Origin of the sequence: Pseudonocardia oceanicola (assembly GCF_047200735.1) — a bacterium.
In the GTDB taxonomy this organism is placed as follows: Bacteria; Actinomycetota; Actinomycetes; order Mycobacteriales; family Pseudonocardiaceae; genus Pseudonocardia.
In genome coordinates, this window is record NZ_JBJZON010000012.1 from 63,585 (window position 1) to 87,993 (window position 24,409).

At 69.9% G+C, this 24,409-nt stretch carries 30 protein-coding genes; 29 read left to right on the top strand and 1 reads right to left on the bottom strand.

Annotated features, from left to right (window positions below; genetic code table 11):
- Positions 1 to 17: 17 nt before the first annotated feature.
- A complete protein-coding gene (locus ACL02T_RS18260; RefSeq protein WP_412831924.1) occupies positions 18 to 3,920 on the top strand; it encodes a DNA-directed RNA polymerase subunit beta' in 3,903 nt (1,300 codons plus the stop codon).
- A 198-nt stretch (positions 3,921 to 4,118) separates the two neighbouring features.
- Here ACL02T_RS18260 and ACL02T_RS18265 read toward each other — a convergent pair whose 3' ends face one another.
- On the bottom strand, positions 4,119 to 6,452 hold the full coding sequence (locus ACL02T_RS18265) for an alpha/beta hydrolase fold domain-containing protein (RefSeq protein ID WP_412831925.1): 2,334 nt from the start codon (positions 6,450 to 6,452) through the stop codon (positions 4,119 to 4,121).
- Between the two features lie 510 nt (positions 6,453 to 6,962).
- Between ACL02T_RS18265 and rpsL the strand changes: the two genes are divergently transcribed.
- From rpsL to map, 28 genes are all read left to right on the top strand, one after another.
- On the top strand, positions 6,963 to 7,337 hold the full coding sequence (gene rpsL, locus ACL02T_RS18270; RefSeq protein WP_037046087.1) for a 30S ribosomal protein S12: 375 nt from the start codon (positions 6,963 to 6,965) through the stop codon (positions 7,335 to 7,337).
- Positions 7,337 to 7,807: a 30S ribosomal protein S7 gene (gene rpsG, locus ACL02T_RS18275; protein WP_345383474.1), complete on the top strand. Its 471-nt coding sequence runs from the start codon at positions 7,337 to 7,339 to the stop codon at positions 7,805 to 7,807. Before rpsL ends, rpsG begins: the two co-directional genes overlap by 1 nt.
- A 48-nt stretch (positions 7,808 to 7,855) precedes the next feature.
- Positions 7,856 to 9,955, top strand: coding sequence for an elongation factor G (gene fusA / locus ACL02T_RS18280; RefSeq protein WP_412831926.1), 2,100 nt, complete (start codon positions 7,856 to 7,858; stop codon positions 9,953 to 9,955).
- Positions 9,956 to 10,084: 129 nt separating this feature from the next.
- A complete protein-coding gene (gene tuf, locus ACL02T_RS18285) occupies positions 10,085 to 11,278 on the top strand; it encodes an elongation factor Tu (protein WP_412831927.1) in 1,194 nt (397 codons plus the stop codon).
- A 459-nt stretch (positions 11,279 to 11,737) separates the two neighbouring features.
- Positions 11,738 to 12,043, top strand: a complete 306-nt coding sequence (gene rpsJ / locus ACL02T_RS18290; protein ID WP_003938093.1) for a 30S ribosomal protein S10 — start codon at positions 11,738 to 11,740, stop codon at positions 12,041 to 12,043.
- A 7-nt stretch (positions 12,044 to 12,050) separates the two neighbouring features.
- The gene (gene rplC / locus ACL02T_RS18295; protein WP_412831928.1) at positions 12,051 to 12,704 is read left to right on the top strand and encodes a 50S ribosomal protein L3; all 654 of its coding nucleotides are present in this window, start codon (positions 12,051 to 12,053) and stop codon (positions 12,702 to 12,704) included.
- Positions 12,701 to 13,366 carry a 50S ribosomal protein L4 gene (gene rplD, locus ACL02T_RS18300; RefSeq protein ID WP_412831929.1) on the top strand — a complete coding sequence of 222 codons (666 nt, stop codon included), beginning with the start codon at positions 12,701 to 12,703 and terminating at the stop codon, positions 13,364 to 13,366. The genes rplC and rplD overlap by 4 nt, the downstream gene beginning before the upstream one ends.
- On the top strand, positions 13,363 to 13,662 hold the full coding sequence (rplW, locus tag ACL02T_RS18305; protein WP_412831930.1) for a 50S ribosomal protein L23: 300 nt from the start codon (positions 13,363 to 13,365) through the stop codon (positions 13,660 to 13,662). Before rplD ends, rplW begins: the two co-directional genes overlap by 4 nt.
- Before the next feature lie 16 nt (positions 13,663 to 13,678).
- On the top strand, positions 13,679 to 14,512 hold the full coding sequence (rplB, locus tag ACL02T_RS18310; protein ID WP_412831931.1) for a 50S ribosomal protein L2: 834 nt from the start codon (positions 13,679 to 13,681) through the stop codon (positions 14,510 to 14,512).
- 15 nt (positions 14,513 to 14,527) lie between these two features.
- Entirely contained in the window at positions 14,528 to 14,809 is a 282-nt protein-coding gene (rpsS, locus tag ACL02T_RS18315) for a 30S ribosomal protein S19 (protein ID WP_020622935.1), read from the top strand.
- A gap of 38 nt (positions 14,810 to 14,847) precedes the next feature.
- A complete protein-coding gene (rplV, locus tag ACL02T_RS18320; protein WP_345383467.1) occupies positions 14,848 to 15,267 on the top strand; it encodes a 50S ribosomal protein L22 in 420 nt (139 codons plus the stop codon).
- The gene (gene rpsC / locus ACL02T_RS18325; RefSeq protein WP_412831932.1) at positions 15,267 to 16,118 is read left to right on the top strand and encodes a 30S ribosomal protein S3; all 852 of its coding nucleotides are present in this window, start codon (positions 15,267 to 15,269) and stop codon (positions 16,116 to 16,118) included. The genes rplV and rpsC overlap by 1 nt, the downstream gene beginning before the upstream one ends.
- Before the next feature lie 3 nt (positions 16,119 to 16,121).
- Positions 16,122 to 16,541 carry a 50S ribosomal protein L16 gene (gene rplP, locus ACL02T_RS18330; protein ID WP_358203669.1) on the top strand — a complete coding sequence of 140 codons (420 nt, stop codon included), beginning with the start codon at positions 16,122 to 16,124 and terminating at the stop codon, positions 16,539 to 16,541.
- Positions 16,541 to 16,780: a 50S ribosomal protein L29 gene (gene rpmC / locus ACL02T_RS18335; protein ID WP_412831933.1), complete on the top strand. Its 240-nt coding sequence runs from the start codon at positions 16,541 to 16,543 to the stop codon at positions 16,778 to 16,780. The genes rplP and rpmC overlap by 1 nt, the downstream gene beginning before the upstream one ends.
- Entirely contained in the window at positions 16,777 to 17,067 is a 291-nt protein-coding gene (gene rpsQ, locus ACL02T_RS18340) for a 30S ribosomal protein S17 (RefSeq protein ID WP_412831934.1), read from the top strand. Before rpmC ends, rpsQ begins: the two co-directional genes overlap by 4 nt.
- A complete protein-coding gene (rplN, locus tag ACL02T_RS18345) occupies positions 17,064 to 17,432 on the top strand; it encodes a 50S ribosomal protein L14 (RefSeq protein ID WP_379568602.1) in 369 nt (122 codons plus the stop codon). The genes rpsQ and rplN overlap by 4 nt, the downstream gene beginning before the upstream one ends.
- Positions 17,433 to 17,435: 3 nt before the next feature.
- The gene (rplX, locus tag ACL02T_RS18350) at positions 17,436 to 17,762 is read left to right on the top strand and encodes a 50S ribosomal protein L24 (protein WP_412831935.1); all 327 of its coding nucleotides are present in this window, start codon (positions 17,436 to 17,438) and stop codon (positions 17,760 to 17,762) included.
- Position 17,763: 1 nt separating this feature from the next.
- A complete protein-coding gene (rplE, locus tag ACL02T_RS18355; protein ID WP_412831936.1) occupies positions 17,764 to 18,327 on the top strand; it encodes a 50S ribosomal protein L5 in 564 nt (187 codons plus the stop codon).
- A gap of 3 nt (positions 18,328 to 18,330) precedes the next feature.
- Positions 18,331 to 18,516, top strand: a complete 186-nt coding sequence (locus tag ACL02T_RS18360; protein WP_345383461.1) for a type Z 30S ribosomal protein S14 — start codon at positions 18,331 to 18,333, stop codon at positions 18,514 to 18,516.
- Positions 18,517 to 18,661: 145 nt separating this feature from the next.
- The gene (rpsH, locus tag ACL02T_RS18365) at positions 18,662 to 19,060 is read left to right on the top strand and encodes a 30S ribosomal protein S8 (RefSeq protein ID WP_412831937.1); all 399 of its coding nucleotides are present in this window, start codon (positions 18,662 to 18,664) and stop codon (positions 19,058 to 19,060) included.
- Between the two features lie 15 nt (positions 19,061 to 19,075).
- A complete protein-coding gene (rplF, locus tag ACL02T_RS18370; RefSeq protein ID WP_412831938.1) occupies positions 19,076 to 19,615 on the top strand; it encodes a 50S ribosomal protein L6 in 540 nt (179 codons plus the stop codon).
- A gap of 3 nt (positions 19,616 to 19,618) precedes the next feature.
- The gene (gene rplR, locus ACL02T_RS18375; protein WP_412831939.1) at positions 19,619 to 20,023 is read left to right on the top strand and encodes a 50S ribosomal protein L18; all 405 of its coding nucleotides are present in this window, start codon (positions 19,619 to 19,621) and stop codon (positions 20,021 to 20,023) included.
- Positions 20,024 to 20,054: 31 nt separating this feature from the next.
- On the top strand, positions 20,055 to 20,675 hold the full coding sequence (gene rpsE / locus ACL02T_RS18380) for a 30S ribosomal protein S5 (RefSeq protein WP_412831940.1): 621 nt from the start codon (positions 20,055 to 20,057) through the stop codon (positions 20,673 to 20,675).
- 5 nt (positions 20,676 to 20,680) lie between these two features.
- On the top strand, positions 20,681 to 20,869 hold the full coding sequence (rpmD, locus tag ACL02T_RS18385; RefSeq protein ID WP_412831941.1) for a 50S ribosomal protein L30: 189 nt from the start codon (positions 20,681 to 20,683) through the stop codon (positions 20,867 to 20,869).
- Positions 20,869 to 21,318: a 50S ribosomal protein L15 gene (rplO, locus tag ACL02T_RS18390; RefSeq protein WP_412831942.1), complete on the top strand. Its 450-nt coding sequence runs from the start codon at positions 20,869 to 20,871 to the stop codon at positions 21,316 to 21,318. The genes rpmD and rplO overlap by 1 nt, the downstream gene beginning before the upstream one ends.
- Before the next feature lie 211 nt (positions 21,319 to 21,529).
- Positions 21,530 to 22,840, top strand: coding sequence for a preprotein translocase subunit SecY (secY, locus tag ACL02T_RS18395; RefSeq protein WP_412831943.1), 1,311 nt, complete (start codon positions 21,530 to 21,532; stop codon positions 22,838 to 22,840).
- A 152-nt stretch (positions 22,841 to 22,992) separates the two neighbouring features.
- A complete protein-coding gene (locus ACL02T_RS18400; RefSeq protein WP_412831944.1) occupies positions 22,993 to 23,544 on the top strand; it encodes an adenylate kinase in 552 nt (183 codons plus the stop codon).
- A 25-nt stretch (positions 23,545 to 23,569) separates the two neighbouring features.
- Positions 23,570 to 24,394 (top strand): type I methionyl aminopeptidase, encoded by an 825-nt coding sequence (gene map, locus ACL02T_RS18405; RefSeq protein WP_412831945.1) that lies wholly within the window; start codon positions 23,570 to 23,572, stop codon positions 24,392 to 24,394.
- The last annotated feature ends 15 nt before the right edge of the window (positions 24,395 to 24,409 follow it).

Here is a 24,409-nt window from a genome sequence, read left to right on the forward strand (position 1 = left end):
GAGAGAAGGACACCCTCTTGCTCGACGTCAACTTCTTCGACGAGCTGCGCATCGGCCTGGCCACCGCCGAGGACATCCGCCAGTGGTCGCACGGTGAGGTCAAGAAGCCGGAGACCATCAACTACCGCACCCTCAAGCCCGAGAAGGACGGCCTCTTCTGCGAGAAGATCTTCGGCCCGACCCGGGACTGGGAGTGCTACTGCGGCAAGTACAAGCGCGTCCGGTTCAAGGGCATCATCTGCGAGCGCTGCGGTGTGGAGGTCACCCGCGCCAAGGTGCGGCGTGAGCGCATGGGCCACATCGAGCTGGCCGCCCCGGTCACGCACATCTGGTACTTCAAGGGTGTGCCGAGCCGGTTGGGCTACCTGCTCGACCTGGCGCCGAAGGATCTCGAGAAGATCATCTACTTCGCCGCCTACGTGATCACGTCGGTCAACTCCGAGCTGCGCCACCAGGACCTGTCCACGCTCGAGAACGAGATGAGCGTGGAGCGCAAGCGGGTCGAGCAGCGCCGCGACCAGGACCTGGAGGCCCGGGCCCAGAAGCTCGAGGCCGATCTGGCCGAGCTCGAGGCCGAGGGCGCCAAGAGCGACGTCCGGCGGAAGGTCAAGGAGGGTGGCGAGCGCGAGATGCGCCAGCTCCGCGACCGCGCCCAGCGCGAGCTGGACCGGCTGGACGAGATCTGGACGACCTTCGCCAAGCTCGACACCCAGCAGCTGATCCCGGACGAAGGCCTCTACCGGGAGCTCTACGACCGGTACGGGGACTACTTCACCGGCGCCATGGGTGCCGAGGCGATCCAGAAGCTGCTGGAGAATTTCGACATCGAGGCCGAGGCCGAGAAGCTGCGCGAGATCATCCGCAGCGGCAAGGGGCAGAAGAAGCTCCGTGCCCTCAAGCGCCTCAAGGTCGTCGCCGCGTTCCAGTCCACCGGCAACTCGCCGATGGGCATGGTCCTCGACTGCGTCCCGGTCATCCCGCCGGACCTGCGCCCGATGGTGCAGCTCGACGGTGGCCGCTTCGCCACGAGCGACCTGAACGACCTGTACCGCCGGGTCATCAACCGGAACAACCGCCTCAAGCGACTGATCGACCTCGGCGCGCCCGAGATCATCGTCAACAACGAGAAGCGGATGCTGCAGGAGGCCGTCGACGCGCTGTTCGACAACGGCCGCCGCGGCCGTCCGGTCACGGGCCCGGGCAACCGCCCGCTCAAGTCGCTGTCCGACCTGCTCAAGGGCAAGCAGGGCCGGTTCCGCCAGAACCTGCTCGGCAAGCGCGTCGACTACTCCGGCCGATCGGTCATCGTCGTCGGCCCGCAGCTGAAGCTGCACCAGTGCGGCCTGCCCAAGCAGATGGCGCTGGAGCTGTTCAAGCCGTTCGTGATGAAGCGCCTGGTCGACCTGAACCACGCGCAGAACATCAAGTCCGCCAAGCGGATGGTCGAGCGTGGCCGCTCGCAGGTGTGGGACGTGCTCGAGGAGGTCATCTCCGAGCACCCCGTGCTGCTCAACCGCGCACCGACGCTGCACCGCCTCGGCATCCAGGCCTTCGAGCCGCAGCTGGTGGAGGGCAAGGCCATCCAGCTGCACCCGCTGGTCTGCGAGGCGTTCAACGCGGACTTCGACGGTGACCAGATGGCGGTCCACCTGCCGCTGTCGGCCGAGGCCCAGGCCGAGGCCCGGGTCCTGATGCTCTCGAGCAACAACATCCTCTCGCCGGCGTCGGGCCGCCCGCTCGCCATGCCGCGGCTGGACATGGTCACGGGTCTGTTCCACCTGACCCGCGAGCGCCCGGACGCCCAGGGCGCGGGCCAGTCGTTCAGCTCCGAGGCCGAGGCCGTCATGGCCTTCGACCGCAAGACGCTGCACCTGCAGGCCCCGATCAAGATCCGGCTCCCCGGGGTCGCCCCGACCGCGGGCGTCGAGCTCGAGGAGGGGGAGGTCTGGCGCGCCGAGACCACCCTCGGCCGGGTCATGTTCAACGAGCTGCTCCCGGCGGACTACCCGTTCGTCAACGAGCCGCTGCCGAAGAAGCGTCAGGCCGCGATCATCAACGACCTCGCCGAGCGCTACTCGATGACCGAGGTCGCGCAGGTGCTCGACCGCCTCAAGGACGCCGGCTTCTACTGGGCCACCCGGTCCGGCGTCACGCTGGCGATCGACGACGTCGTGGTCCCGTCGAACAAGCAGGAGATCCTCGACGGCTACGAGGCCAAGGCCGACCAGGTCAACAAGCGGTACCAGCGCGGTGCGCTCTCCCACCAGGAGCGCAACGACGAGATGGTCAAGATCTGGACCCAGGCGTCCGAAGAGGTCGCCAAGGCCATGGAGGACAACTTCCCCGAGGACAACCCGATCCCGACGATCGTGAAGTCCGGGGCGGCGGGCAACATGACGCAGGTCCGGCAGCTGGCCGGTATGCGTGGTCTGGTCGCCAACCCCAAGGGTGAGTACATCCCCCGCCCGATCAAGGCGAACTTCCGTGAGGGCCTGTCCGTGCTGGAGTACTTCATCTCCACGCACGGCACCCGCAAGGGTCTGGCGGACACCGCGCTGCGAACCGCCGACTCGGGTTACCTGACCCGGCGCCTGGTCGACGTCTCGCAGGACGTCATCGTGCGCGAGGTCGACTGCGGCACCTCCCGGGCGGTCACCATGCCGGTCACGGAGGAGACGGCCGACGGTCGCCTCATCCCGCACCGCTACATCCGCACGTCGGTGTACGCGCGCAGCTCGGCGGAGGAGGTCACGGACGCCGGCGGCACCGTGATCGTGGCCAAGGGCGGCGACCTCGGTGACCCGGCGCTCGACGCGCTGGTCGCGGCGGGCGTCCGGCAGATCCGCGTGCGCAGCGCTCTGACCTGCGAGTCGGCCACCGGCATCTGCGCGACCTGCTACGGCCGCTCGATGGCGACCGGCAAGCTGGTCGACGTCGGCGAGGCGGTCGGCATCGTCGCGGCCCAGTCCATCGGTGAGCCCGGCACGCAGCTGACGATGCGTACCTTCCACCAGGGTGGCGTCGCGGGCGACGACATCACGACCGGTCTGCCGCGTGTCACGGAGCTCTTCGAGGCCCGTGTCCCGCGCGGCAAGGCGCCGATCGCGGACGTCGACGGCCGGATCCGCATCGAGGACGGCGACCGCTTCTGGAAGATCACCCTCATCCCGGACGACGGGGCCGAGGAGATCGTGTACGAGAAGCTGTCGAAGCGGCAGTGGCTGGCCATGACCGTCGTCGACGGCGAGGAGCGTCCGCTCCGCGACGGCGACCACGTCGAGGTCGGCCAGCTGCTCCTGGAGGGCACGGCGGACCCGCACGAGGTGCTGCGCGTCATGGGCCCGCGCGAGGTGCAGCTGCACCTGGTGCGTGAGGTGCAGAAGGTGTACCGCACGCAGAGCGTGGACATCCACGACAAGCACATCGAGGTGATCGTCCGGCAGATGCTCCGCCGGGTCACGATCATCGACTCGGGGGCCACCGAGTTCCTGCCCGGCGCGCTCGCCGAGCGGGGCGAGTTCGAGTCGGAGAACCGGCGCGTGGTCGCCGAGGGCAACGAGCCGGCCTCCGGTCGCCCGGTGCTCATGGGGATCACGAAGGCCTCGCTGGCGACGGAGTCGTGGCTGTCCGCGGCCTCGTTCCAGGAGACCACCCGGATCCTCACCGATGCCGCGATCAACGGGAAGCGCGACAAGCTCGTCGGGCTGAAGGAGAACGTGATCATCGGCAAGCTGATCCCGGCCGGTACGGGGATCAGCCGGTACCGCAACATCCAGGTGCAGCCCACGGAGGAGGCCCGCGCGGCCGCCTACGCGCTGCCGAGCTACGACGACGGCTACTACAGCCCCGACGTGTTCGGCACGGGCACCGGTGCCGCGGTCCCGCTGGACGACTACGACTTCGGGCGCGACTACCGCTAGTCGCCTCCGGGGTCACGACGGGGCCGACGCCTTCGGGCGCCGGCCCCGTCGCCGTTCTCGGGGCCGATGCCGGCTGTGCCGCGACGGGGGGCTCGCAGGACAGCGTGGCTCCGATGATCGCCGGGTCTGGAGCAGAACCCGCGCTCAGCGCGGAATGCGCTCCGCATCCGGCGATCATGGTCCGTCGCGTCGACGGATTCAGGTCGTGACGTACTCGGCCTCGTCGAGGGCGGAGGTGCGGCGGTGATACTCCCGCATCGTGCCGGGCCAGTTGGTGGTGATCCGCCCCGAGTCCGTGCGGTACCAGCTCGCGCACTCCGTCCACACGCTGTCGGTGAGCCGGGCCTGCATCTCCGTGTCGTAGGCGGTGGCGGCGTCGGGCCGCACCTCCAGCGAGCGCGTGCCCGCCGCGAGCCGGCGGATGCCCTCCCGGGCGTAGCGGATCTGGCACTCGAGCATGTGCACGATCGAGCCCGAGCCGACGTTGGTGTTGGGCCCGTAGAGCAGGAAGAGGTTGGGGAAACCGGGCACGGTGATGCCCAGGTGCGCCCGCGCCCCCTCGCGCCACTCCTCGGACAGCTCGCGGCCCTCCCGTCCCACCACCCGCATCGGCGCCAGGAAGTCCTGGGTGCGGAAGCCCGTGCCGAAGATGATGACGTCGGCGGGGTACGGCGTGCCGTCGGCGGCGACCACGCCCTCCTCCGTGACCTCGGAGATCTTCTCGGTGACGAGGTCGACGTCCGGCCGGGCGAGCGCGCGGAACCAGTCGGAGGAGATCAGCACCCGCTTGCAGCCGACGGGGTGATCCGGCGCGATCCGCTCCCGCAGCCCGGCGTCGGCGACCTGGAGCCGCAGCTGCGCGCGGTGCAGGAGGCCGAAGACCGAGGCGAACGGCCGGATCGCGGTGAAGCCCAGTGCGCCGAACTCGAAGAACCCGGTCCAGAACGCCCGTGCGGCGCGGTGCCAGGCCCGGAAGCGCAGGGAGAAGGCGCGCGGCCCGTACGGACGGTCCAGCTTGGGGATCACGTAGGGCGCCGAGCGCTGGAAGACCGTGACCCGCGCGGCGTCGGGCGCGAGCGCGGGGACGAACTGGATCGCGCTCGCCCCCGTCCCGACGACGGCGATGCGCTTGCCCCGCAGGTCGACCGAGTGGTCCCAGCGCGCGGAGTGGAACACCGGGCCGCGGAAGCGCTCGATCCCGGCGAGGTCGGGCACCGCGGGGCGGGACAGCTGTCCGCAGGCCGCGACCAGGGCCTCGGCCTCCAGCTCCGCATCGCCGGTCCGGATCCGCCAGACCGCGGTCTCCTCGTCCCAGGTGGCGTCCGTGACCTCGGTGCCCAGCCGGATCGACCGCCCCAGGTCGTGGTCGGCCGCGACGGTCCGCAGGTAGCGCAGGATGTCCGGCTGCGGCGCGAACCGCCGGCTCCAGTCGCCCGGGGCGAAGGAGCACGAGTACAGGTTCGACGGGACATCGCAGGCCGCACCCGGGTAGACGTTGTCCCGCCACACCCCGCCGACCTGCGGCGCCTTCTCGAGGATCGTGACGTCGGCCAGGTCGTCCTCGCCCAGCGCGACGCCCATCCCGATCCCGCCGAAGCCGGCGCCGACGACCGCGACCCGCACCCGCCGGTCCGCCTGGTCGCGGCGCAGCACCGCGCCGAGCGCGCGCAGGTCGGCGTGGGCCCGGCCGAGCACGCCGGCCTCGAGGACGTGGTCGTGCCACATGCCCTCGGCGCGGACGTAGGTGACCGGCCCGCCGGCGGCGCGGACCCGCTCGACGAGCCGGTCGGCGTCGCCCACCAGGACCTCGTCCGCCCCGGCGACGACGTGCAGCGGCGGCAGCCCGGACAGGTCGGCCTCCAGGGGCCGCAGCTCCGGGTCGACGGCCTCCCCGCCGCGCAGGTACGACCGCTTCCCCTGCTGCAGGAGCCTCGGCCCGAGCATCGCGTCCCGGCCGGTGTTGCGGGCGATCGCCGGATCGGCGAGGTCGAGGTCGAGCCAGGGCGAGATCAGCCCCACGCTCCCGGGCAGCGGGAGCCCGACGGTGCGCAGGCGCAGGAGCAGCGCCACGGCCAGCCCGCCGCCCGCGGAATCTCCGGCGAGGGCGATGCGTTGGACAGGGTGTCCCGCGTCGAGGAGCGCCCGGTAGGCGCGCTCGGCGTCGTCGAGCCCGGCGGGGTACGGGTGCTCGGGCGCCAGCCGGTAGTCCAGCAGGTGCACGGTCCCGCCGGCCGCCTCGGCCAGCCACGCCCCGAGCGATCGGTGCGAGGCGGGGGAGCCGACCACGTAGCCGCCGCCGTGCAGGAAGAGCACGGGGCGGTCGTCGCGGCTGCCGGGGACCGACACGCGGACCGAGGGCCGGCCGCCGAGCGACGAGGGGGTGGAGCGGGTGCCACGGGGTACGGGGAGCAGTCGGCCCTGGAGATCGACCAGCGCCCGCGAGACCGGGATCGGCAGCCGGGGCGAGAGTGCGGGGGCCACGAGCAACCGGGTGGCGGCCCGGACGGCGGCGCACGGCAGTGTGAGGCGCATGATCGAACCGTAGGGCCGGGGTACGGGCCTGCGGACCGGGGCGCCGGGGGCAACGGCGGCCCGCGCGGGCCAGCCCGGCGACCGGGGCGTCCGCAGGTCGGCGGGGCGCGACGAGCGCGAGTCGATCTGCGACGAGCGGGTGAGCCTGCTTGCGTCGCCGGCGGGGCTGAGGCAGCCTCCCAGCTGACGCGAGAGTGACCCGGAGATGGCCGGCGGGAGCGCCGCGGGCCCCGTGGCGCCCCCTGGGCGGACCCGTTTTGACCCTCGTCAGACGGGCCGCGTACCCTTGGAACTCGCGCGCGATCACGCGTGCCCTCGTCCGTCCTGGACGCCTCCGCGGAGTTCCCCCTCCGGGGCCGGTGCGCAGGGCGCGACACGCCCGACCTCGCGGTCCGGCGGGCCGGGTGGAAGCGGCCCGTGACCACGATCGGGCGGCGCACGACCGCCCGCCCGGGCAGCCGCACGGGCGAGACACCTGAGCATCACGAGTAGGGAAGAAGCAGAGGGTTCATGCCCACCATCCAGCAGTTGGTCCGCAAGGGCCGCGAGGACAAGGTCGCGAAGACCAAGACCGCCGCGCTCAAGGGCTCGCCCCAGCGCCGCGGGGTCTGCACGCGCGTCTACACGACGACCCCGAAGAAGCCGAACTCCGCACTGCGGAAGGTCGCTCGCGTCAAGCTGAGCAGCGGCATCGAGGTCACGGCCTACATCCCCGGCGAGGGCCACAACCTGCAGGAGCACAGCATCGTGCTCGTCCGCGGCGGCCGTGTGAAGGACCTTCCGGGCGTCCGGTACAAGGTCATCCGCGGTTCGCTGGACACCCAGGGTGTGAAGAACCGGAAGCAGTCCCGCAGCCGCTACGGCGCCAAGAAGGAGAAGAGCTGATGCCTCGCAAGGGCCCCGCTCCGAAGCGGCCGCTGGTCTCCGACCCGGTCTACAGCTCGCCGCTGGTCACCCAGCTGATCAACAAGGTGCTCAAGGACGGCAAGCGCTCGCTCGCCGAGCGGATCGTGTACGCCGCGCTCGAGGGCACCCGCGACAAGACCGGCACCGATCCGGTCGTCACGCTCAAGCGCGCGCTGGACAACGTCAAGCCGGCCCTCGAGGTCCGCAGCCGCCGTGTCGGTGGCGCGACCTACCAGGTCCCGGTCGAGGTCCGCGCCAGCCGGCAGACCACCCTCGGCCTGCGCTGGCTGGTGAGCTACGCCGGGCAGCGCCGCGAGAAGACCATGGTCGAGCGCCTCATGAACGAGCTGCTCGACGCGAGCAACGGCCTCGGCGCCAGCGTGAAGCGGCGCGAGGACATGCACAAGATGGCGGAGTCCAACAAGGCCTTCGCCCACTACCGCTGGTGACGGGCCGACCGTCCGCGCCAACCTTTTCTCAGGGGAAGTGAGCTGAACGTGGCACGGGACGTGCTGACGGACCTGACCAAGGTCCGCAACATCGGCATCATGGCGCACATCGACGCCGGCAAGACCACCACCACCGAGCGGATCCTGTACTACACGGGGATCAACTACAAGATCGGTGAGGTCCACGACGGCGCGGCCACGATGGACTGGATGGAGGAGGAGCAGAAGCGCGGCATCACGATCACGTCCGCCGCGACGACCTGCTTCTGGAAAGACCACCAGATCAACATCATCGACACGCCCGGCCACGTCGACTTCACCGTCGAGGTGGAGCGCTCGCTGCGCGTGCTCGACGGCGCGGTCGCCGTCTTCGACGGCAAGGAGGGGGTCGAGCCGCAGTCCGAGCAGGTCTGGCGGCAGGCCACCAAGTACGACGTCCCCCGCATCTGCTTCGTCAACAAGATGGACAAGCTGGGCGCGGACTTCTACTTCACCGTCGGCACGATCCGTGAGCGGCTCGGTGCCACGCCCCTGCCGCTGCAGCTGCCGATCGGCGCGGAGAGCGACTTCGTCGGTGTCGTCGACCTGGTCGAGATGCGCGCGCTGACCTGGCGCGGTGAGGTCCAGAAGGGCGAGGACTACACCGTCGAGGAGATCCCGGCCGACCTCAAGGACAGGGCGGACGAGTACCGCACCGCCCTGCTCGAGGCCGTCGCCGAGACCGACGACGAGCTCATGGAGCTCTACCTCGGTGGCGAGGAGCTGACGGTCGAGCAGATCAAGCACGGCATCCGGGAGATCGTGCGCACCCGCGCCGCCTACCCCGTGCTGTGCGGCTCCGCGTTCAAGAACAAGGGTGTCCAGCCCATGCTCGACGCCGTGATCGACTACCTGCCGTCGCCCTACGACGTGCCGCCGGTCGAGGGCACGCTGCCGGACGGGGAGACCGCCGCCAGCCGCAAGCCCGCGAAGGACGAGCCGTTCTCCGCGCTCGCCTTCAAGATCGCCGCGCACCCGTTCTTCGGCAAGCTGACCTACGTCCGGGTGTACTCGGGCCGGGTCGCCGCCGGTTCGCAGGTCGTCAACTCGACCAAGGACCGCAAGGAGCGCATCGGGAAGCTCTTCCAGATGCACGCCAACAAGGAGAACCCGGTCGACGAGGCCATGGCGGGGCACATCTACGCCGTCATCGGTCTGAAGGACACGACCACGGGTGACACGCTCTGCGACCCGCAGGCGCCGATCATCCTCGAGTCGATGACCTTCCCGGACCCGGTCATCCAGGTCGCGGTCGAGCCGAAGACCAAGGCGGACCAGGAGAAGCTCTCCACGGCGATCCAGAAGCTCGCCGAGGAGGACCCGACCTTCCAGGTCTCGCTGGACGAGGAGACCGGGCAGACGATCATCGCCGGCATGGGCGAGCTCCACCTCGAGGTGCTCGTCAACCGGATGAAGAGCGACTTCAAGGTCGAGGCCAACATCGGTAAGCCCCAGGTGGCCTACCGGGAGACGATCCGCAAGACCGTCGACAAGTACGAGTACACGCACAAGAAGCAGACCGGTGGGTCGGGCCAGTTCGCCCGGGTCATCATCAAGCTCGAGCCGCTCAACACGGCCGACGGTGCGCTGTACGAGTTCGACAACAAGGTCACCGGCGGTCGTGTGCCGCGGGAGTACATCCCGTCGGTCGACGCCGGCGCCCAGGACGCCATGCAGTACGGCGTGCTGGCGGGCTACCCCCTGACCGGGATCAAGCTGACCCTGCTCGACGGGCAGTACCACGAGGTCGACTCGTCCGAGATGGCGTTCAAGGTCGCCGGCTCGATGGCCCTCAAGGAGGCTGCGAGGCAGGCCAGCCCGGCGCTGCTCGAGCCCATGATGGCCGTCGAGGTCACGACGCCCGAGGACTACATGGGCGACGTGATCGGCGACCTCAACTCCCGCCGCGGCCAGATCCAGGCCATGGAGGAGCGGGCGGGTGCCCGCGTCGTCAAGGCGCTGGTCCCGCTCTCGGAGATGTTCGGCTACGTCGGCGACCTGCGGTCGCGGACCCAGGGCCGGGCCAACTACACGATGGTGTTCGACAGCTACGCCGAGGTCCCCTCGAACGTCGCCAAGGAGATCATCGCGAAGGCGACCGGCGAGTAGACCGGGCCCCTCGCGAGGCGCGGTCCGCGGACGGGTAGGGTCACCGGCCTGTTCGCGGCCCGCACCTCGAACCCCCAAGACCTGCCGTCAGCACGGCGGAGACAAGAACAAGTCCAGGAGGACACTGCAGTGGCGAAGGCGAAGTTCGAGCGGACCAAGCCGCACGTCAACATCGGCACCATCGGTCACATCGACCACGGCAAGACCACGCTGACGGCGGCCATCACCAAGGTTCTGCACGACAAGTACCCGGACCTCAACGAGGCCTCGGCGTTCGAGAACATCGACAAGGCGCCCGAGGAGCGCCAGCGTGGTATCACCATCTCCATCGCGCACGTCGAGTACCAGACCGAGAAGCGGCACTACGCGCACGTGGACTGCCCCGGTCACGCCGACTACATCAAGAACATGATCACCGGCGCGGCGCAGATGGACGGCGCCATCCTGGTGGTCGCGGCGACCGACGGCCCGATGCCGCAGACGCGTGAGCACGTGCTGCTCGCCCGCCAGGTCGGCGTGCCCTACATCGTGGTCGCGCTGAACAAGGCCGACATGGTCGACGACGAGGAGATCCTCGAGCTCGTCGAGATGGAGGTCCGCGAGCTGCTGTCGTCGCAGGACTACCCGGGCGACGACCTGCCGATCGTGCGCGTCTCGGCGCTCAAGGCGCTCGAGGGCGACGCCGAGTGGGGCGCCAAGCTCCTCGAGCTCATGGACGCCGTCGACGAGGCGATCCCGGAGCCGGAGCGCGACACCGACAAGCCGTTCCTCATGCCGGTCGAGGACGTCTTCACGATCACCGGTCGCGGCACGGTCGTCACCGGCCGTATCGAGCGCGGCATCGTCAAGGTGAACGAGGAGGTCGAGATCGTCGGCATCCGCGAGAAGTCGACCAAGACCACCGTCACCGGTGTCGAGATGTTCCGCAAGATCCTCGACGAGGGTCGCGCGGGTGAGAACGTCGGTCTGCTGCTGCGCGGCATCAAGCGCGAGGACGTCGAGCGCGGCCAGGTCGTCGTGAAGCCGGGCTCGATCACCCCGCACACCGAGTTCGAGGGCCAGGTCTACATCCTGGGCAAGGACGAGGGCGGCCGGCACACGCCGTTCTTCAACAACTACCGTCCGCAGTTCTACTTCCGGACGACGGACGTGACCGGCGTGGTGACCCTCCCGCAGGGCACCGAGATGGTCATGCCGGGTGACAACACCACCATGAGCGTCCAGCTGATCCAGCCGATCGCCATGGAGGAGGGCCTGCAGTTCGCCATCCGTGAGGGTGGGCGGACCGTCGGCGCCGGCCAGGTCACCAAGATCAACAAGTAAGACCCATCCGCGGCCCGTGGACCCCCGGGGAGACCTGGGGATCCACGGGCCGCACCCCGGTTGAGGGGCCCACATCCCCGTGTGGCATCCTTGACGGGTTGCGCGCGACGGGCGGTCACACGCCAAGCCGGTTCCCCGGAACTGGAGTGGGTCCGCCCGCAGCGCCGACCCCGGATTGAAGCGATCCCCCTGGGGGAGAGCGGTGACCCGGGGACCGGTGTGCGAAGCGTAGGGCGACACGCCCGACCTCGTGGACCGGAGCCCAGAGGGTGAGACCTGAACAGAGCGCGGACGCCCGGTCCGCATCGGATGCCCGAGACCGCATCCCCCTCCCGGAGGGCGGCTCGTGCGCGTCGGTGCCCGTGGTGCGACGTCGAACTGGTCGGGGCTCCTCTCGGGTGGCCAACCCGGAGACACACCGTTCACGCAGCGGCAGGAAGAAGAGGACGACCCACGACCATGGCGGGACAGAAGATCCGCATCAGGCTCAAGGCCTACGACCACGAGGCAATCGACGCGTCTGCTCGCAAGATCGTGGAGACGGTGACGCGCACCGGTGCCCGTGTCGTCGGTCCTGTGCCGCTGCCGACCGAGAAGAACGTGTACTGCGTCATCCGCTCGCCGCACAAGTACAAGGACTCGCGCGAGCACTTCGAGATGCGCACGCACAAGCGGCTGATCGACATCCTCGACCCGACGCCGAAGACGGTCGACGCGCTCATGCGCATCGACCTGCCGGCCAGCGTCGACGTCAACATCCAGTAGGGCACCGATGAGCGACAGGCAGATCACCGGGATCCTGGGGCGCAAGCTCGGGATGACCCAGGTATTCGACGAGAACAACCGCGTGGTTCCGGTCACCGTGGTCCAGGCCGGGCCGAACGTCGTGACCCAGATCCGCTCGCAGGAGACGGACGGGTACACCGCAGTCCAGCTCGCCTTCGGTGCCATCGACCCGCGCAAGGTCAACAAGCCGGAGAGCGGGCACTTCGCCAAGGCCGGGGTGACCCCGCGCCGCTACACCGTCGAGCTGCGCACGACCGACGCCGGGACCTACGAGCTCGGCCAGGAGATCACCGCCGAGGCCTTCGAGACCGGCGCGGTGGTCGACGTCGTCGGCACCACCAAGGGCAAGGGCACCGCGGGTGTCATGAAGCGGCACGGCTTCGGCGGTCTGGGCGCCTCGCACGGTACCCAGCGCAAGCACCGCTCCCCGGGCTCGATCGGCGGCTGCGCCACCCCGGGCCGCGTGTTCAAGGGCCTGCGCATGGCCGGCCGCATGGGTGTCGCCCGCCAGACCACGCAGAACCTGAAGATCCACCGCGTCGACGCCGAGCGCGGCCTGCTGCTGATCAAGGGCGCCGTCCCCGGTCCCCGCGGCGGCCTCGTCGTGGTGAAGAGCGCCGCGAAGGGTGGTGCCAAGTGAGCACCGTCGAGGTGAAGGACGCCACGGGCAAGGGCGGCGGCAGCGTCGAGCTGCCCGACCACGTCTTCGACGTCACCGCCAACGTCCCGCTGATGCACCAGGTCGTCGTGGCCCAGCAGGCCGCGGCCCGCCAGGGCACGCACGACACCAAGACCCGCGGCGAGGTCCGCGGCGGCGGCAAGAAGCCGTACCGCCAGAAGGGCACCGGCCGCGCCCGCCAGGGTTCGACCCGCGCGCCGCAGTTCGCCGGCGGCGGCACGGTCCACGGCCCGACGCCGCGCGACTACGCCCAGCGGACCCCGAAGAAGATGAAGGCCGCCGCGCTGCGTGGCGCGCTGTCGGACCGGGCCCGCGCGGGCCTCGTCCACGTCGTCTCCGGGCTCGTCGACGGGGACGCCCCCTCGACGAAGTCCGCCCGCCAGGCCATCGAGGCCGTCGCCGGCGCCGACACCCGCGTGCTCGCGGTGGTCGACCGGGACGACACGGTCAACCTGCTGAGCCTGCGCAACCTGCCGCAGGTGCACCTCATCGCGCCCGACCAGCTGAACACCTACGACGTGCTGGTCAACGACGCGGTCGTGTTCACGCAGGCCTCGCTCGACGCGTTCCTCGCCGGCCCCATCGCCGTCAAGACGAAGCGTGCCGAGGAGGCTGCGAAGTGATCCCCGACCCGCGCGACATCCTGCTCGCGCCGGTGGTGTCCGAGAAGAGCTACGGGCTGCTCGACGAGAAGCAGTACACCTTCCTGGTCCACCCGGACGCGAACAAGACCCAGATCAAGATCGCCGTGGAGCAGGTGTTCGGGGTGAAGGTCGTCAGTGTCAACACGCTGAACCGCCCCGGGAAGCGCAAGCGCACCCGCACCGGCTACGGCAAGCGCAAGGACACGAAGCGCGCGATCGTCACGCTCTCGGCCGAGAGCAAGGACATCGACGTCTTCGGCGCCCGGGCGAGCTGAGGGAGCGAGCTGACCCATGGGTATCCGTAAGTACAAGCCGACGACTCCCGGCCGCCGCGGCTCCAGCGTCTCCGACTTCGCGGAGATCACCCGGTCCACGCCGGAGAAGTCGCTGATCCGCCCGCTGCACGGCAAGGGCGGCCGCAACGCGCACGGCAAGGTCACCACCCGCCACCAGGGCGGCGGACACAAGCGTGCGTACCGCCTGATCGACTTCCGGCGGAACGACAAGGACGGCGTCCCGGCCAAGGTCGCGCACATCGAGTACGACCCCAACCGGACGTCGCGCATCGCGCTGCTGCACTACGCCGACGGCGAGAAGCGCTACATCCTCGCCCCGGCGCGGCTGAAGCAGGGCGACAAGGTCGAGGCAGGCCCGAAGGCCGACATCAAGGTCGGCAACAACCTGCCGCTGCGCAACATCCCGACCGGCACCGTGGTGCACGCGATCGAGCTCCGCCCCGGCGGTGGCGCGAAGATCGCCCGCTCGGCCGGCTCGAGCGTGCAGCTGGTGGCGAAGGACGGCCCGTACGCGCAGCTGCGCATGCCGTCCGGCGAGATCCGCAACGTCGACGTGCGCTGCCGCGCCACCGTCGGCGAGGTGGGCAATGCCGAGCACTCCAACATCAACTGGGGCAAGGCCGGCCGGATGCGGTGGAAGGGCAAGCGCCCGACCGTCCGCGGTGTGGCCATGAACCCGGTCGACCACCCGCACGGTGGTGGTGAGGGCAAGACCTCCGGTGGTCGCCACCCGGTCAACCCCGCGGGCAAGCCCGAGGGCCGCACCCGCCGCACCAAGCCGTCCGACAAGTTGATCGTCCGCCGGCGCCGTACCGGCAAGAAGCGCTGAGCAGGGAGGTAAGAGATGCCGCGCAGCCTGAAGAAGGGCCCCTTCGTGGACGACCACCTGCTCAAGAAGGTGGACGCCCTCAACGAGTCCGGCAAGAAGACCGTCATCCGGACCTGGTCCCGGCGGTCCACCATCATCCCGGACATGATCGGCCACACGATCGCGGTGCACGACGGCCGCAAGCACGTGCCGGTCTTCGTCTCGGACTCGATGGTGGGTCACAAGCTCGGGGAGTTCGCCCCGACGCGGACCTTCCGGGGTCATATCAAGGACGACCGCAAGGCGCGCAGGCGCTGAGGCGGACCGAGTAGCAGCAAGGAGAGGTGGAGCAACGCATGGCTGACACGGCCAGCACCGCCGACGCCGCGCTCGAGCCCGCTCGTGCGCGTGCGAAGGCCCGGTTCGTGCGCATGTCGCCGACCAAGTGCCGTCGGGTCGTGGACCTGGTCCGCGGCCTGCCGGTGAGCGAGGCGCTCGCGATCCTGCGGTACTCGCCGCAGGCTGCCGCCGAGCCCGTGGCCAAGGTCGTGGCGAGCGCCGCGGCCAACGCCGAGAACAACCTCGACCTGGACCCGGAGACCCTCGTGGTCGCCACGGCCATGGTCGACGAGGGCCCGACGCTCAAGCGCATCCGGCCGCGCGCCCAGGGGCGGGCGTACCGGATCCGCAAGCGGACGAGCCACATCACCATCGAGGTCGAGTCGGTGCCCCAGAAGGCCGGCCGGGCCCGTGGTGCGAAGGGGAGGGCCCGCTGATGGGGCAGAAGATCAACCCGCACGGCTTCCGCCTGGGCATCACCACGGACTGGAAGTCGCGCTGGTACGCCGACAAGCAGTACGCGGAGTACGTGAAGGAGGACGTCGAGATCCGTCGCATGCTCTCCAAGGGCATGGAGCGGGCCGGCATCTCCAAGGTCGAGATCGAGCGGACCCGGGACCGCGTGCGGGTGGACATCCATACCGCCCGCCCGGGCATCGTCATCGGGCGCCGTGGCGCCGAGGCCGACCGCATCCGCGGCAACCTCGAGAAGCTGACCAAGAAGCAGGTCCAGCTCAACATCCTCGAGGTCAAGAACTCCGAGTCGGACGCGCAGCTCGTGGCGCAGGGCGTCGCCGAGCAGCTGTCCAACCGCGTGGCCTTCCGCCGCGCGATGCGCAAGGCCATCCAGTCGGCCATGCGCTCGCCGCAGGTGAAGGGCATCCGGGTGCAGTGCTCCGGCCGCCTCGGCGGCGCGGAGATGTCACGCTCCGAGTTCTACCGGGAGGGTCGGGTCCCGCTGCACACGCTGCGCGCGGACATCGACTACGGCCTGTTCGAGGCCCGGACCACCTTCGGCCGCATCGGCGTGAAGGTCTGGATCTACAAGGGCGACGTCGTCGGCGGCCGCCGGGAGAACGCTCCCGCCGCCGAGGCGCCGGGCCGCGGCCCGCGCCGTGAGCGGCCGGCCCGTCGTCGTTCCGGCGCCTCGGGCACGACCGCGACGAGCACGGACGCCGGGCGCGCCGCCGCCCGCGCCGATGCTCCCGGCAACGAGGGTGGGGTCGCGACGATCGAGGCCGACCAGGCCGCGCAGTCGTCGAACCAGCAGACCGGTGGGGAGGCCTGAGTCATGCTGATCCCCCGCAAGGTGAAGCACCGCAAGCAGCACCGTCCGCACCGGACGGGCATGTCGACCGGTGGCACGCGGGTCACGTTCGGTGACTTCGGGATCCAGGCGCTGGAGCCCGCCTACGTCACCAACCGGCAGATCGAGTCGGCGCGTATCGCGATCAACCGGCACATCCGCCGTGGCGGCAAGGTGTGGATCAACGTCTTCCCGGACCGCCCGCTGACCAAGAAGCCCGCCGAGACCCGCATGGGTTCCGGTAAGGGCTCCCCGGAGAAGTGGGTGACCAACGTGAAGCCCGGCCGGGTGCTCTTCGAGATGAGCTACCCGAACGAGGCCACCGCGCGTGAGGCCCTGCGCCGGGCCATCCACAAGCTGCCGATGAAGTGCCGGATCGTGACCCGTGAGGGTGGTGACATCTGATGGCGGCCACCACTGCTGCCGAGCTGCGCGAGCTGAGCGACGAGGAGCTCGTGCTGCGGGTCAAGGAGGCCAAGGAGGAGCTGTTCAACCTCCGCTTCCAGATGGCGACCGGGCAGCTGGACAACAACCGGCGGCTGCGTACCGTCCGGCACGACATCGCGCGGATCTACACGGTCATGCGCGAGCGCGAGCTGGGCCTCTCGGCCGCCCCGAGCGACGACAACGAGGGCGCGGCATGAGCGAGGCAGTGAACACGCCGCCGGCGACGGAGCAGACGCGCGGGGAGCGGAAGGTCCGCGAGGGCCTGGTCGTGTCCGACAAGATGGACAAGACGATCGTGGTGTCCCTCGAGGACCGCGTGAAGCACCCGCTGTACGGCAAGGTCATCCGGCGGACCAGCAAGGTCAAGGCGCACGACGAGGCCAACACGGCCGGCGTCGGCGACCGTGTCCGGCTGATGGAGACCCGGCCGCTGTCCGCCACCAAGCGGTGGCGGCTGGTCGAGATCCTGGAGAAGGCGAAGTGATCCAGCAGGAGTCGCGGCTGCGCGTCGCCGACAACACCGGTGCCAAGGAGATCCTGTGCATCCGGGTGCTGGGCGGTTCGGCGCGGCGCTACGCGGGGATCGGCGACACGATCGTCGCCACCGTGAAGGACGCGATCCCCGCGGCCGGGGTGAAGCGCGGTGACGTCGTCAAGGCGGTCGTCGTGCGCACGGTCAAGGAGAAGCGTCGCCCGGACGGCAGCTACATCCGGTTCGACGAGAACGCCGCCGTCCTGATCAAGGACAACGGCGAGCCGCGGGGGACCCGCATCTTCGGCCCGGTGGGGCGCGAGCTCCGCGACCGCCGGTTCATGAAGATCATCTCCCTCGCTCCGGAGGTGCTCTAGAACATGAAGGTCAAGAAGGGCGACACGGTTCTCGTGATCGCCGGCAAGGACAAGGGCGCGAAGGGCAAGGTCATCCAGGCCTACCCGGACCGCGACCGGGTCCTCGTCGAGGGCGTGAACCGGATCAAGAAGCACACGCGGGTGAGCCAGAACCAGCGGGGCGCGCAGTCCGGCGGGATCGTCACCCAGGAGGCGCCCATCCACGTCTCGAACGTGATGGTCGTCGACTCCGACGGCACGCCGACCCGCGTCGGCAAGAAGCTGGTCGAGGGCGAGGACGGCAAGACCCGCCGCGTCCGGATCTCCCGCAAGTCCGGGAAGGAGATCTGAGATGACCACTGCGGAGAAGGTCAAGCCGCGGCTCAAGCAGCGCTACGTCGACGAGATCCGGGGCGAGCTGCAGAAGCAGTTCTCCTACGGGAACGTCATGCAGATCCCCGGCGTCGTGAAGGTCGTCGTGAACATGGGTGTCGGCGACGCCGCCCGTGACTCGAAGCTGATCGACGGCGCGGTCCGCGACCTGGCCACCATCACCGGCCAGAAGCCGCAGGTCCGCCGGGCCACCAAGTCCATCGCGCAGTTCAAGCTGCGCGAGGGCATGCCGATCGGCGCGAAGGTCACCCTGCGCAACGACCGGATGTGGGAGTTCCTGGACCGGCTGCTGACGATCGCGCTGCCGCGTATCCGTGACTTCCGCGGCCTCTCGCCCAACCAGTTCGACGGGCGGGGCAACTACACGTTCGGTCTCACGGAGCAGTCCATGTTCCACGAGATCGACCCGGACTCGATCGACCGGCCGCGTGGCATGGACATCACCGTCGTGACCACGGCGACCACGGACGAGGAAGGCCGGGCGCTCCTGCGCCAGCTCGGCTTCCCCTTCAAGGAGAACTGAGACATGGCGAAGAAGGCGCTGGTCATCAAGGCGGCCAAGACCCCCAAGTTCAAGGTCCGCGGCTACACCCGCTGCCAGAAGTGCGGGCGTCCGCGCGCGGTCCTGCGCAAGTTCGGCCTGTGCCGCGTGTGCGTCCGCGAGATGGCACACGCCGGCGAGCTGCCGGGCGTCAACAAGAGCAGCTGGTAACACAGCTCCGCCGGCCGGTGCGTGGCCGGTGGTGCCGAGGCATCACCGGCCACGCACGCGGTGGCGCACAGGCCACTCAGTGGCATGAGTCGCCGCAGGCCCCTCCGGCCACGGAGGGGAACCACGGCGGGAAAGAGACACGAACATGACGATGACCGATCCGATCGCAGACATGCTCACGCGTCTGCGGAACGCGAACTCGGCCTATCACGACCGGGTCGTGATGCCGCACTCCAAGCTGAAGGTCGCCATTGCGGAGATCCTGCAGAAGGAGGGCTACATCGCGAGCCACCACACCGAGGACGCCGAGGTCGGCAAGTCCCTGGTGATCGAGCTCAAGTACGGGCGCAACCGCGAGCGCAGCATCGCCGGCCTGCGTCGGGTCTCGAAGCCGGGCCTGCGCGTGTACGCCAAGTCGACCAATCTGCCGCGCGTCCTCGGCGGCCTGGGTGTCGCGGTCATCTCGACCAGCCAGGGCCTCCTCACGGACAAGCAGGCCTACCGGAGCGGCGTGGGCGGGGAAGTCCTCGCCTACGTCTGGTGAGAAGGGAGTAGAGCGATGTCCCGCATCGGGAAGCTGCCGATCACCGTTCCGTCCGGCGTCGACGTGACCATCGAGGGCCGCACGGTCACCGTCAAGGGCCCGAAGGGCACTCTGTCGCACACCGTCATCGCGCCGATCACGGTCGAGCGCGGCGACGACGGCACGGTCCTGGTCCGGCGACCGGACGACGAGCGGAAGACCAAGGCCTACCACGGCCTGTCGCGCACCCTGGTCAACAACCTCGTCGAGGGCGTGACCAAGGGTTACGAGAAGAAGCTCGAGATCGTCGGCGTCGGGTACCGCGTCCAGCTCAAGGGCTCGAACCTGGAGTTCGCCCTCGGGTTCAGCCACCCCGTCGTCGTCACGCCGCCGGAGGGCATCACCTTCGCCGTCGAGACGCCGACCCGCTTCTCGGTCTCCGGGATCGACAAGCAGCTGGTGGGCGAGACCGCGGCGAACATCCGCAAGATCCGCAAGCCGGAGCCCTACAAGGGCAAGGGCGTGCGGTACGCCGGCGAGAACGTCCGCCGCAAGGTCGGGAAGACGGGTAAGTAAGCCATGGCCGAGACCATCTCTGCGAACGCCAAGAAGCGCGCCGCGTCGCGGGTGTCCGCCACCCGCCGCAGGGGCCTGGCCCGCCGGCACGCCCGGCTGCGCAAGAAGATCAGCGGGACGCCGGCGCGTCCGCGGCTGTCCGTCAAGCGCTCGTCCCGGCACATTCACGTGCAGCTGATCGACGACGTCGCGGGCCACACGCTGGCCGCGGCCTCGACGCTCGAGACCGACGTGCGTGCGACGGAGGGCGACAAGAAGGCCAAGGCCGCCAAGGTCGGCGAGCTCATCGCCGACCGGGCCAAGGCCGCCGGTGTCGAGGCCGTCGTGTTCGACCACGGTGGCTTCGGCTACCACGGCCGGATCGCGGCGCTGGCCGACGCCGCCCGCGAGGGAGGCCTGAAGTTCTGATGAACACCAACATGATGGAAGGGACCGTCTGATGCCGGGACGTACGCGGCGCGAAGGCGGTGGCCCGGGCGGTAACGACCGCCGGGACCGCCGCGACGGTGGCCGTGGCGGGGCGGCCCAGGACAAGACCCCGTACATCGAGCGACTGGTCACGATCAACCGGGTGGCCAAGGTCGTGAAGGGTGGTCGTCGCTTCAGCTTCACCGCCCTCATGATCGTCGGCGACGGCGACGGCCTGGTCGGCGTGGGCTACGGCAAGGCCAAGGAGGTGCCGGCCGCGATCGCCAAGGGTGTCGAGGAGGCGAAGAAGAACTTCTTCCGCGTCCCCCGCATCGGCGGCACGATCGTGCACCGGGTCCAGGGCGAGGCGGCCGCGGGTGTCGTCCTGCTCCGCCCGGCCAGCCCCGGTACCGGTGTCATCGCCGGTGGTCCGGTGCGCGCCGTCCTGGAGTGCGCCGGCATCCACGACGTCCTGTCGAAGTCGCTGGGCAGCGACAACGCGATCAACATCGTGCACGCCACGGTCGACGCGCTGAAGCAGATCCAGCGGCCCGAGGAGGTGGCGGCCCGTCGCGGTCTGCCCCTCGAGGACGTCGCCCCCGCGTCCATGCTGCGCGCCCGCGCCGAGGCCGCCCAGGCTGCGAGGGTGTGAGACGGATGGCCGAGAAGAAGCTGAGGATCACGCAGGTCCGCTCCGCCATCGGCGGCAAGGCGAACCAGCGTGAGTCGCTGAAGGCCCTCGGCCTGCGCAAGATCCGCCAGTCCCAGGACTGGCCGGACACGCAGCAGGTCCGCGGGCTCGTCAACACCGTGCGTCACCTCGTGACCGTGGAGGAGGTGTCCTGATGAGCGAGACGATCAAGGTTCACCACCTGCGGCCGGCGCCCGGCGCCAAAACCGCCAAGACCCGGGTCGGTCGCGGTGAGGGCAGCAAGGGCAAGACCGCCGGTCGCGGTACCAAGGGCACCAAGGCCCGGAAGACCGTGTCCCCGGCCTTCGAGGGCGGGCAGATGCCGCTGCACATGCGGCTGCCCAAGCTCAAGGGCTTCAAGAACCGGTTCCGGACCGAGTACCAGGTCGTGAACGTCGGCGACCTGGCGGCCCTGTTCCCGCAGGGCGGCGAGATCGGCCCGGCCGAGCTCGTCGCCGCCGGCGCGGTCCGCAAGGGCCAGCCGGTCAAGGTCCTCGGCAACGGGGACCTCGACGGTGTCGGCCTCACCGTCAGCGCCCACGCCTTCTCCGGCTCCGCCAAGGAGAAGATCGCGGCCGCGGGTGGCACCGCCACCGAGCTCTGACCTGTCCCTCGACAGGGCTTCACCCGGCGACGCCGTCCGAGCGGCCCGCCCCCGCAGGGGCGGCCGAGCGGGCGGCGTCGTCGCTGTTAGAGTCGTCTTTCGCGCAGGCCGGACGGCCTGCCTGCTCCATCCGGCGCCCCGGTCGGACCGGGTGCCCCACCGCCCGCCCGCCCGCCGGGCCGGACGGTGACACAGTAGGAGGATCACCGAGGTGCTCAGCGCTTTCCGGGCGGCCCTCACGACCCCGGATCTCCGGAAGAAGATCCTCTTCACGCTCGGGGTCGTGGCCGTCTACCGGCTCGGGGCCAACATCCCGTCGCCCGGCGTGTCCTACCCGAACGTGCAGGAGTGCATCCGGCAGGTCGAGGGCAGCGACAACGCGGGCATCTACTCGCTCATCAACCTGTTCTCCGGCGGCGCGCTCCTGCAGCTGTCGATCCTGGCCCTCGGGATCATGCCGTACATCACGGCGTCGATCATCATCCAGCTGCTCACCGTGGTCATCCCGCGGTTCGAGGTGCTGAAGAAGGAGGGCCAGTCCGGGCAGGCCAAGCTCACCCAGTACACCCGCTACCTCACGATCGCGCTGGCGGTCCTGCAGGCCACGGGGATCGTGGCGCTGGCCGACCGCGGCGCGCTGCTGGGCAACTGCGACCGGCCGATCATCCCGGACTCGAGCGTCTTCTCGTTGGCGATCATCGTCATCGTGATGACGGCGGGCACGTCGGTGGTGATGTGGCTGGGCGAGCAGGTCACGGAGAAGGGCATCGGCAACGGCATGTCGTTGCTGATCTTCGCCTCGATCGCGCACCGCATCCCCGCCGAGGGCAAGAACATCCTCGACAACGCCGGCCCGCTGGTCTTCGCGGGCGTCTGCGTGTTCGGCCTGGCGATCATCGTCAGCGTCGTCTTCGTCGAGCAGGGCCAGCGCCGCATCCCGGTGCAGTACGCCAAGCGCATGGTCGGGCGCCGGATGTACGGCGGCACGTCGACCTACCTGCCGCTGAAGGTGAACCAGGCCGGCGTCATCCCGGTGATCTTCGGCAGCTCGCTGCTGTACCTGCCCGACCTGGTCTCGCGGCTGCTGGGCAACGAGGGCGGCGCCTTCCAGCGGTTCGTCCAGACCTACCTGGTCGACCAGTCCAACTGGCTGCACATCGCCCTGTACATCGCGCTCATCATCTTCTTCACGTACTTCTACGTCGGCATCACCTTCAACCCGGAGGAACGGGCCGACGAGATGAAGAAGTTCGGCGGCTTCATCCCGGGCATCAGGCCGGGCCGGCCGACGGCGGAGTACCTCAACTTCGTGCTCAGCCGCATCACGCTGCCGGGATCGCTGTACCTGGGCATCATCGCCGTCCTGCCGAACTTCTTCCTCGGCGTCACGGGCAGCGGGCAGAACCAGAACTTCCCCTTCGGCGGCACCGCCGTGCTGATCATGGTCGGCGTCGGGCTGGACACCGTGAAGCAGATCGAGAGCCAGCTGATGCAGCGGAACTACGAAGGTTTCCTGCGTTAGAGTCGGGGCAGAGGGCCTTGTTCGACGGGCCGTCGAAGATGCAGTATCGACGCCTCGGCGAGCGGGCCGCGAGCCCGCCGGTCCCGTCGAGGTCGGCCCGTTCGTCGCCGCAGTCGGCGGCAGCAGAAGAAAGCAGGGAGGTCGGGTTCCAAGTGCGACTCGTTCTTGTCGGTCCGCCGGGCGCGGGTAAGGGGACGCAGGCCGAGCGCCTGGCCCAGCAGCTGGACGTCCCGCACATCTCCACCGGAGACCTGTTCCGGGCGAACCTCAAGGACGAGACGCCGCTCGGTCTCGAGGCCAAGTCGTACATGGATGCCGGAAACCTCGTGCCGGACTCGGTCACGGTGGCGATGGTGAAGGACCGGCTCGCGGACCCCGATGCCGCGAAGGGCTTCATCCTCGACGGCTTCCCGCGCACGGTGCCGCAGGCGGACGCACTGGCCCAGATCCTGGCGGAGTACGGTGTCGAGCTCGACGCCGTCGTGGAGTTCCAGGTGGACGACGAGGTCGTCGTGCAGCGGCTGCTCGGCCGTGGCCGTTCGGACGACAACGAAGAGGTCATCCGCAACCGGCAGCAGGTGTACCGGGACGAGACGGCGCCGCTGCTGCGGTACTACGCGGACAGGTTGGTCAGCGTCGACGCCGTCGGCGAGGTCGCCGAGATCACCGACCGGGTGACCGGCGCACTCGAGGCACGCAAGTAGGGAACGCGATCGACAGGAGGCCCGCATGACCGGCAGGAAGGGCGGCGTGCGCGGCGCGATCGCACGGCTGCGGGGGCGGGACATCGAACTCAAGGACCCGGCCGAGATCGAGGCCATGCGGGCGGCGGGCGCCGTCGTGGCGTCCGCCCTGGCGGCGGTCGCCGACCTCGCCGAGCCGGGGGTCTCCACGGCCGATCTGGACGCGCTGGCGGAGCAGGTCATCCGCGACGCCGGCGCCGTCCCCTCGTTCAAGGGCTACCACGGGTTCCCGGCGAGCATCTGCGCCTCGGTGAACGAGCAGATCGTCCACGGCATCCCGTCGCCGGCCCAGGTGCTGGCCGACGGGGACCTGGTCTCCGTGGACTGCGGGGCGATCCTCGACGGCTGGCACGGCGACTCCGCGGTCACCCTGGCCGTCGGGGAGGTGGCCGCGGCCGACCTCGCGCTGTCGAAGGCGTGCGAGGGCGCGATGTGGGCGGGGATCGAGGCCGTGCGGCCCGGTGCCCGGCTCACCGACATCTCGTACGCGATCCAGGAGGCCTGCCGAGCGGCCGCGGTCGCCGACCGGGCGGACTACGGGATCGTCGCCGAGTACGGGGGTCACGGCATCGGCACGGCGATGCACATGGACCCGTTCCTCCCCAATCACGGCGAACCCGGGCACGGGCCGAAGCTGCGTCCCGGGATGGCCCTGGCCATCGAGCCGATGCTGACCGCCGGCGACCCCGAGACCCGCGAGCTCGAGGACGGCTGGACCGTCGTCACCGAGCAGGGCGGGCGGGCGGTGCACTGGGAGCACACCGTCGCCGTGACCGAGGACGGGCACAGCGTGCTCACCCTCCCCGCCTGATCCGGGGCCCCTCCC

What these genes read in the sequence shown, in the direction of transcription:
- rpsQ (WP_412831934.1), top strand. Translation starts at nt 16,777, where the DNA reads ATGAGCGAGGCAGTGAACACGCCGCCGGCGACGGAGCAGACGCGCGGG.
- rpmC (WP_412831933.1), top strand. Translation starts at nt 16,541, where the DNA reads ATGGCGGCCACCACTGCTGCCGAGCTGCGCGAGCTGAGCGACGAGGAG.
- rplF (WP_412831938.1), top strand. Translation starts at nt 19,076, where the DNA reads ATGTCCCGCATCGGGAAGCTGCCGATCACCGTTCCGTCCGGCGTCGAC.
- rplX (WP_412831935.1), top strand. Translation starts at nt 17,436, where the DNA reads ATGAAGGTCAAGAAGGGCGACACGGTTCTCGTGATCGCCGGCAAGGAC.
- ACL02T_RS18265 (WP_412831925.1), bottom strand. Translation starts at nt 6,452, where the DNA reads ATGCGCCTCACACTGCCGTGCGCCGCCGTCCGGGCCGCCACCCGGTTG.
- rplO (WP_412831942.1), top strand. Translation starts at nt 20,869, where the DNA reads ATGAGCGAGACGATCAAGGTTCACCACCTGCGGCCGGCGCCCGGCGCC.
- rplC (WP_412831928.1), top strand. Translation starts at nt 12,051, where the DNA reads ATGAGCGACAGGCAGATCACCGGGATCCTGGGGCGCAAGCTCGGGATG.
- rpsL (WP_037046087.1), top strand. Translation starts at nt 6,963, where the DNA reads ATGCCCACCATCCAGCAGTTGGTCCGCAAGGGCCGCGAGGACAAGGTC.
- rpsH (WP_412831937.1), top strand. Translation starts at nt 18,662, where the DNA reads ATGACGATGACCGATCCGATCGCAGACATGCTCACGCGTCTGCGGAAC.
- rpsG (WP_345383474.1), top strand. Translation starts at nt 7,337, where the DNA reads ATGCCTCGCAAGGGCCCCGCTCCGAAGCGGCCGCTGGTCTCCGACCCG.
- rplP (WP_358203669.1), top strand. Translation starts at nt 16,122, where the DNA reads ATGCTGATCCCCCGCAAGGTGAAGCACCGCAAGCAGCACCGTCCGCAC.
- rplR (WP_412831939.1), top strand. Translation starts at nt 19,619, where the DNA reads ATGGCCGAGACCATCTCTGCGAACGCCAAGAAGCGCGCCGCGTCGCGG.
- ACL02T_RS18360 (WP_345383461.1), top strand. Translation starts at nt 18,331, where the DNA reads ATGGCGAAGAAGGCGCTGGTCATCAAGGCGGCCAAGACCCCCAAGTTC.
- map (WP_412831945.1), top strand. Translation starts at nt 23,570, where the DNA reads ATGACCGGCAGGAAGGGCGGCGTGCGCGGCGCGATCGCACGGCTGCGG.
- rpsS (WP_020622935.1), top strand. Translation starts at nt 14,528, where the DNA reads ATGCCGCGCAGCCTGAAGAAGGGCCCCTTCGTGGACGACCACCTGCTC.
- rpsE (WP_412831940.1), top strand. Translation starts at nt 20,055, where the DNA reads ATGCCGGGACGTACGCGGCGCGAAGGCGGTGGCCCGGGCGGTAACGAC.
- rpsC (WP_412831932.1), top strand. Translation starts at nt 15,267, where the DNA reads ATGGGGCAGAAGATCAACCCGCACGGCTTCCGCCTGGGCATCACCACG.
- rplB (WP_412831931.1), top strand. Translation starts at nt 13,679, where the DNA reads ATGGGTATCCGTAAGTACAAGCCGACGACTCCCGGCCGCCGCGGCTCC.
- rpmD (WP_412831941.1), top strand. Translation starts at nt 20,681, where the DNA reads ATGGCCGAGAAGAAGCTGAGGATCACGCAGGTCCGCTCCGCCATCGGC.
- rplV (WP_345383467.1), top strand. Translation starts at nt 14,848, where the DNA reads ATGGCTGACACGGCCAGCACCGCCGACGCCGCGCTCGAGCCCGCTCGT.
- rplE (WP_412831936.1), top strand. Translation starts at nt 17,764, where the DNA reads ATGACCACTGCGGAGAAGGTCAAGCCGCGGCTCAAGCAGCGCTACGTC.
- rpsJ (WP_003938093.1), top strand. Translation starts at nt 11,738, where the DNA reads ATGGCGGGACAGAAGATCCGCATCAGGCTCAAGGCCTACGACCACGAG.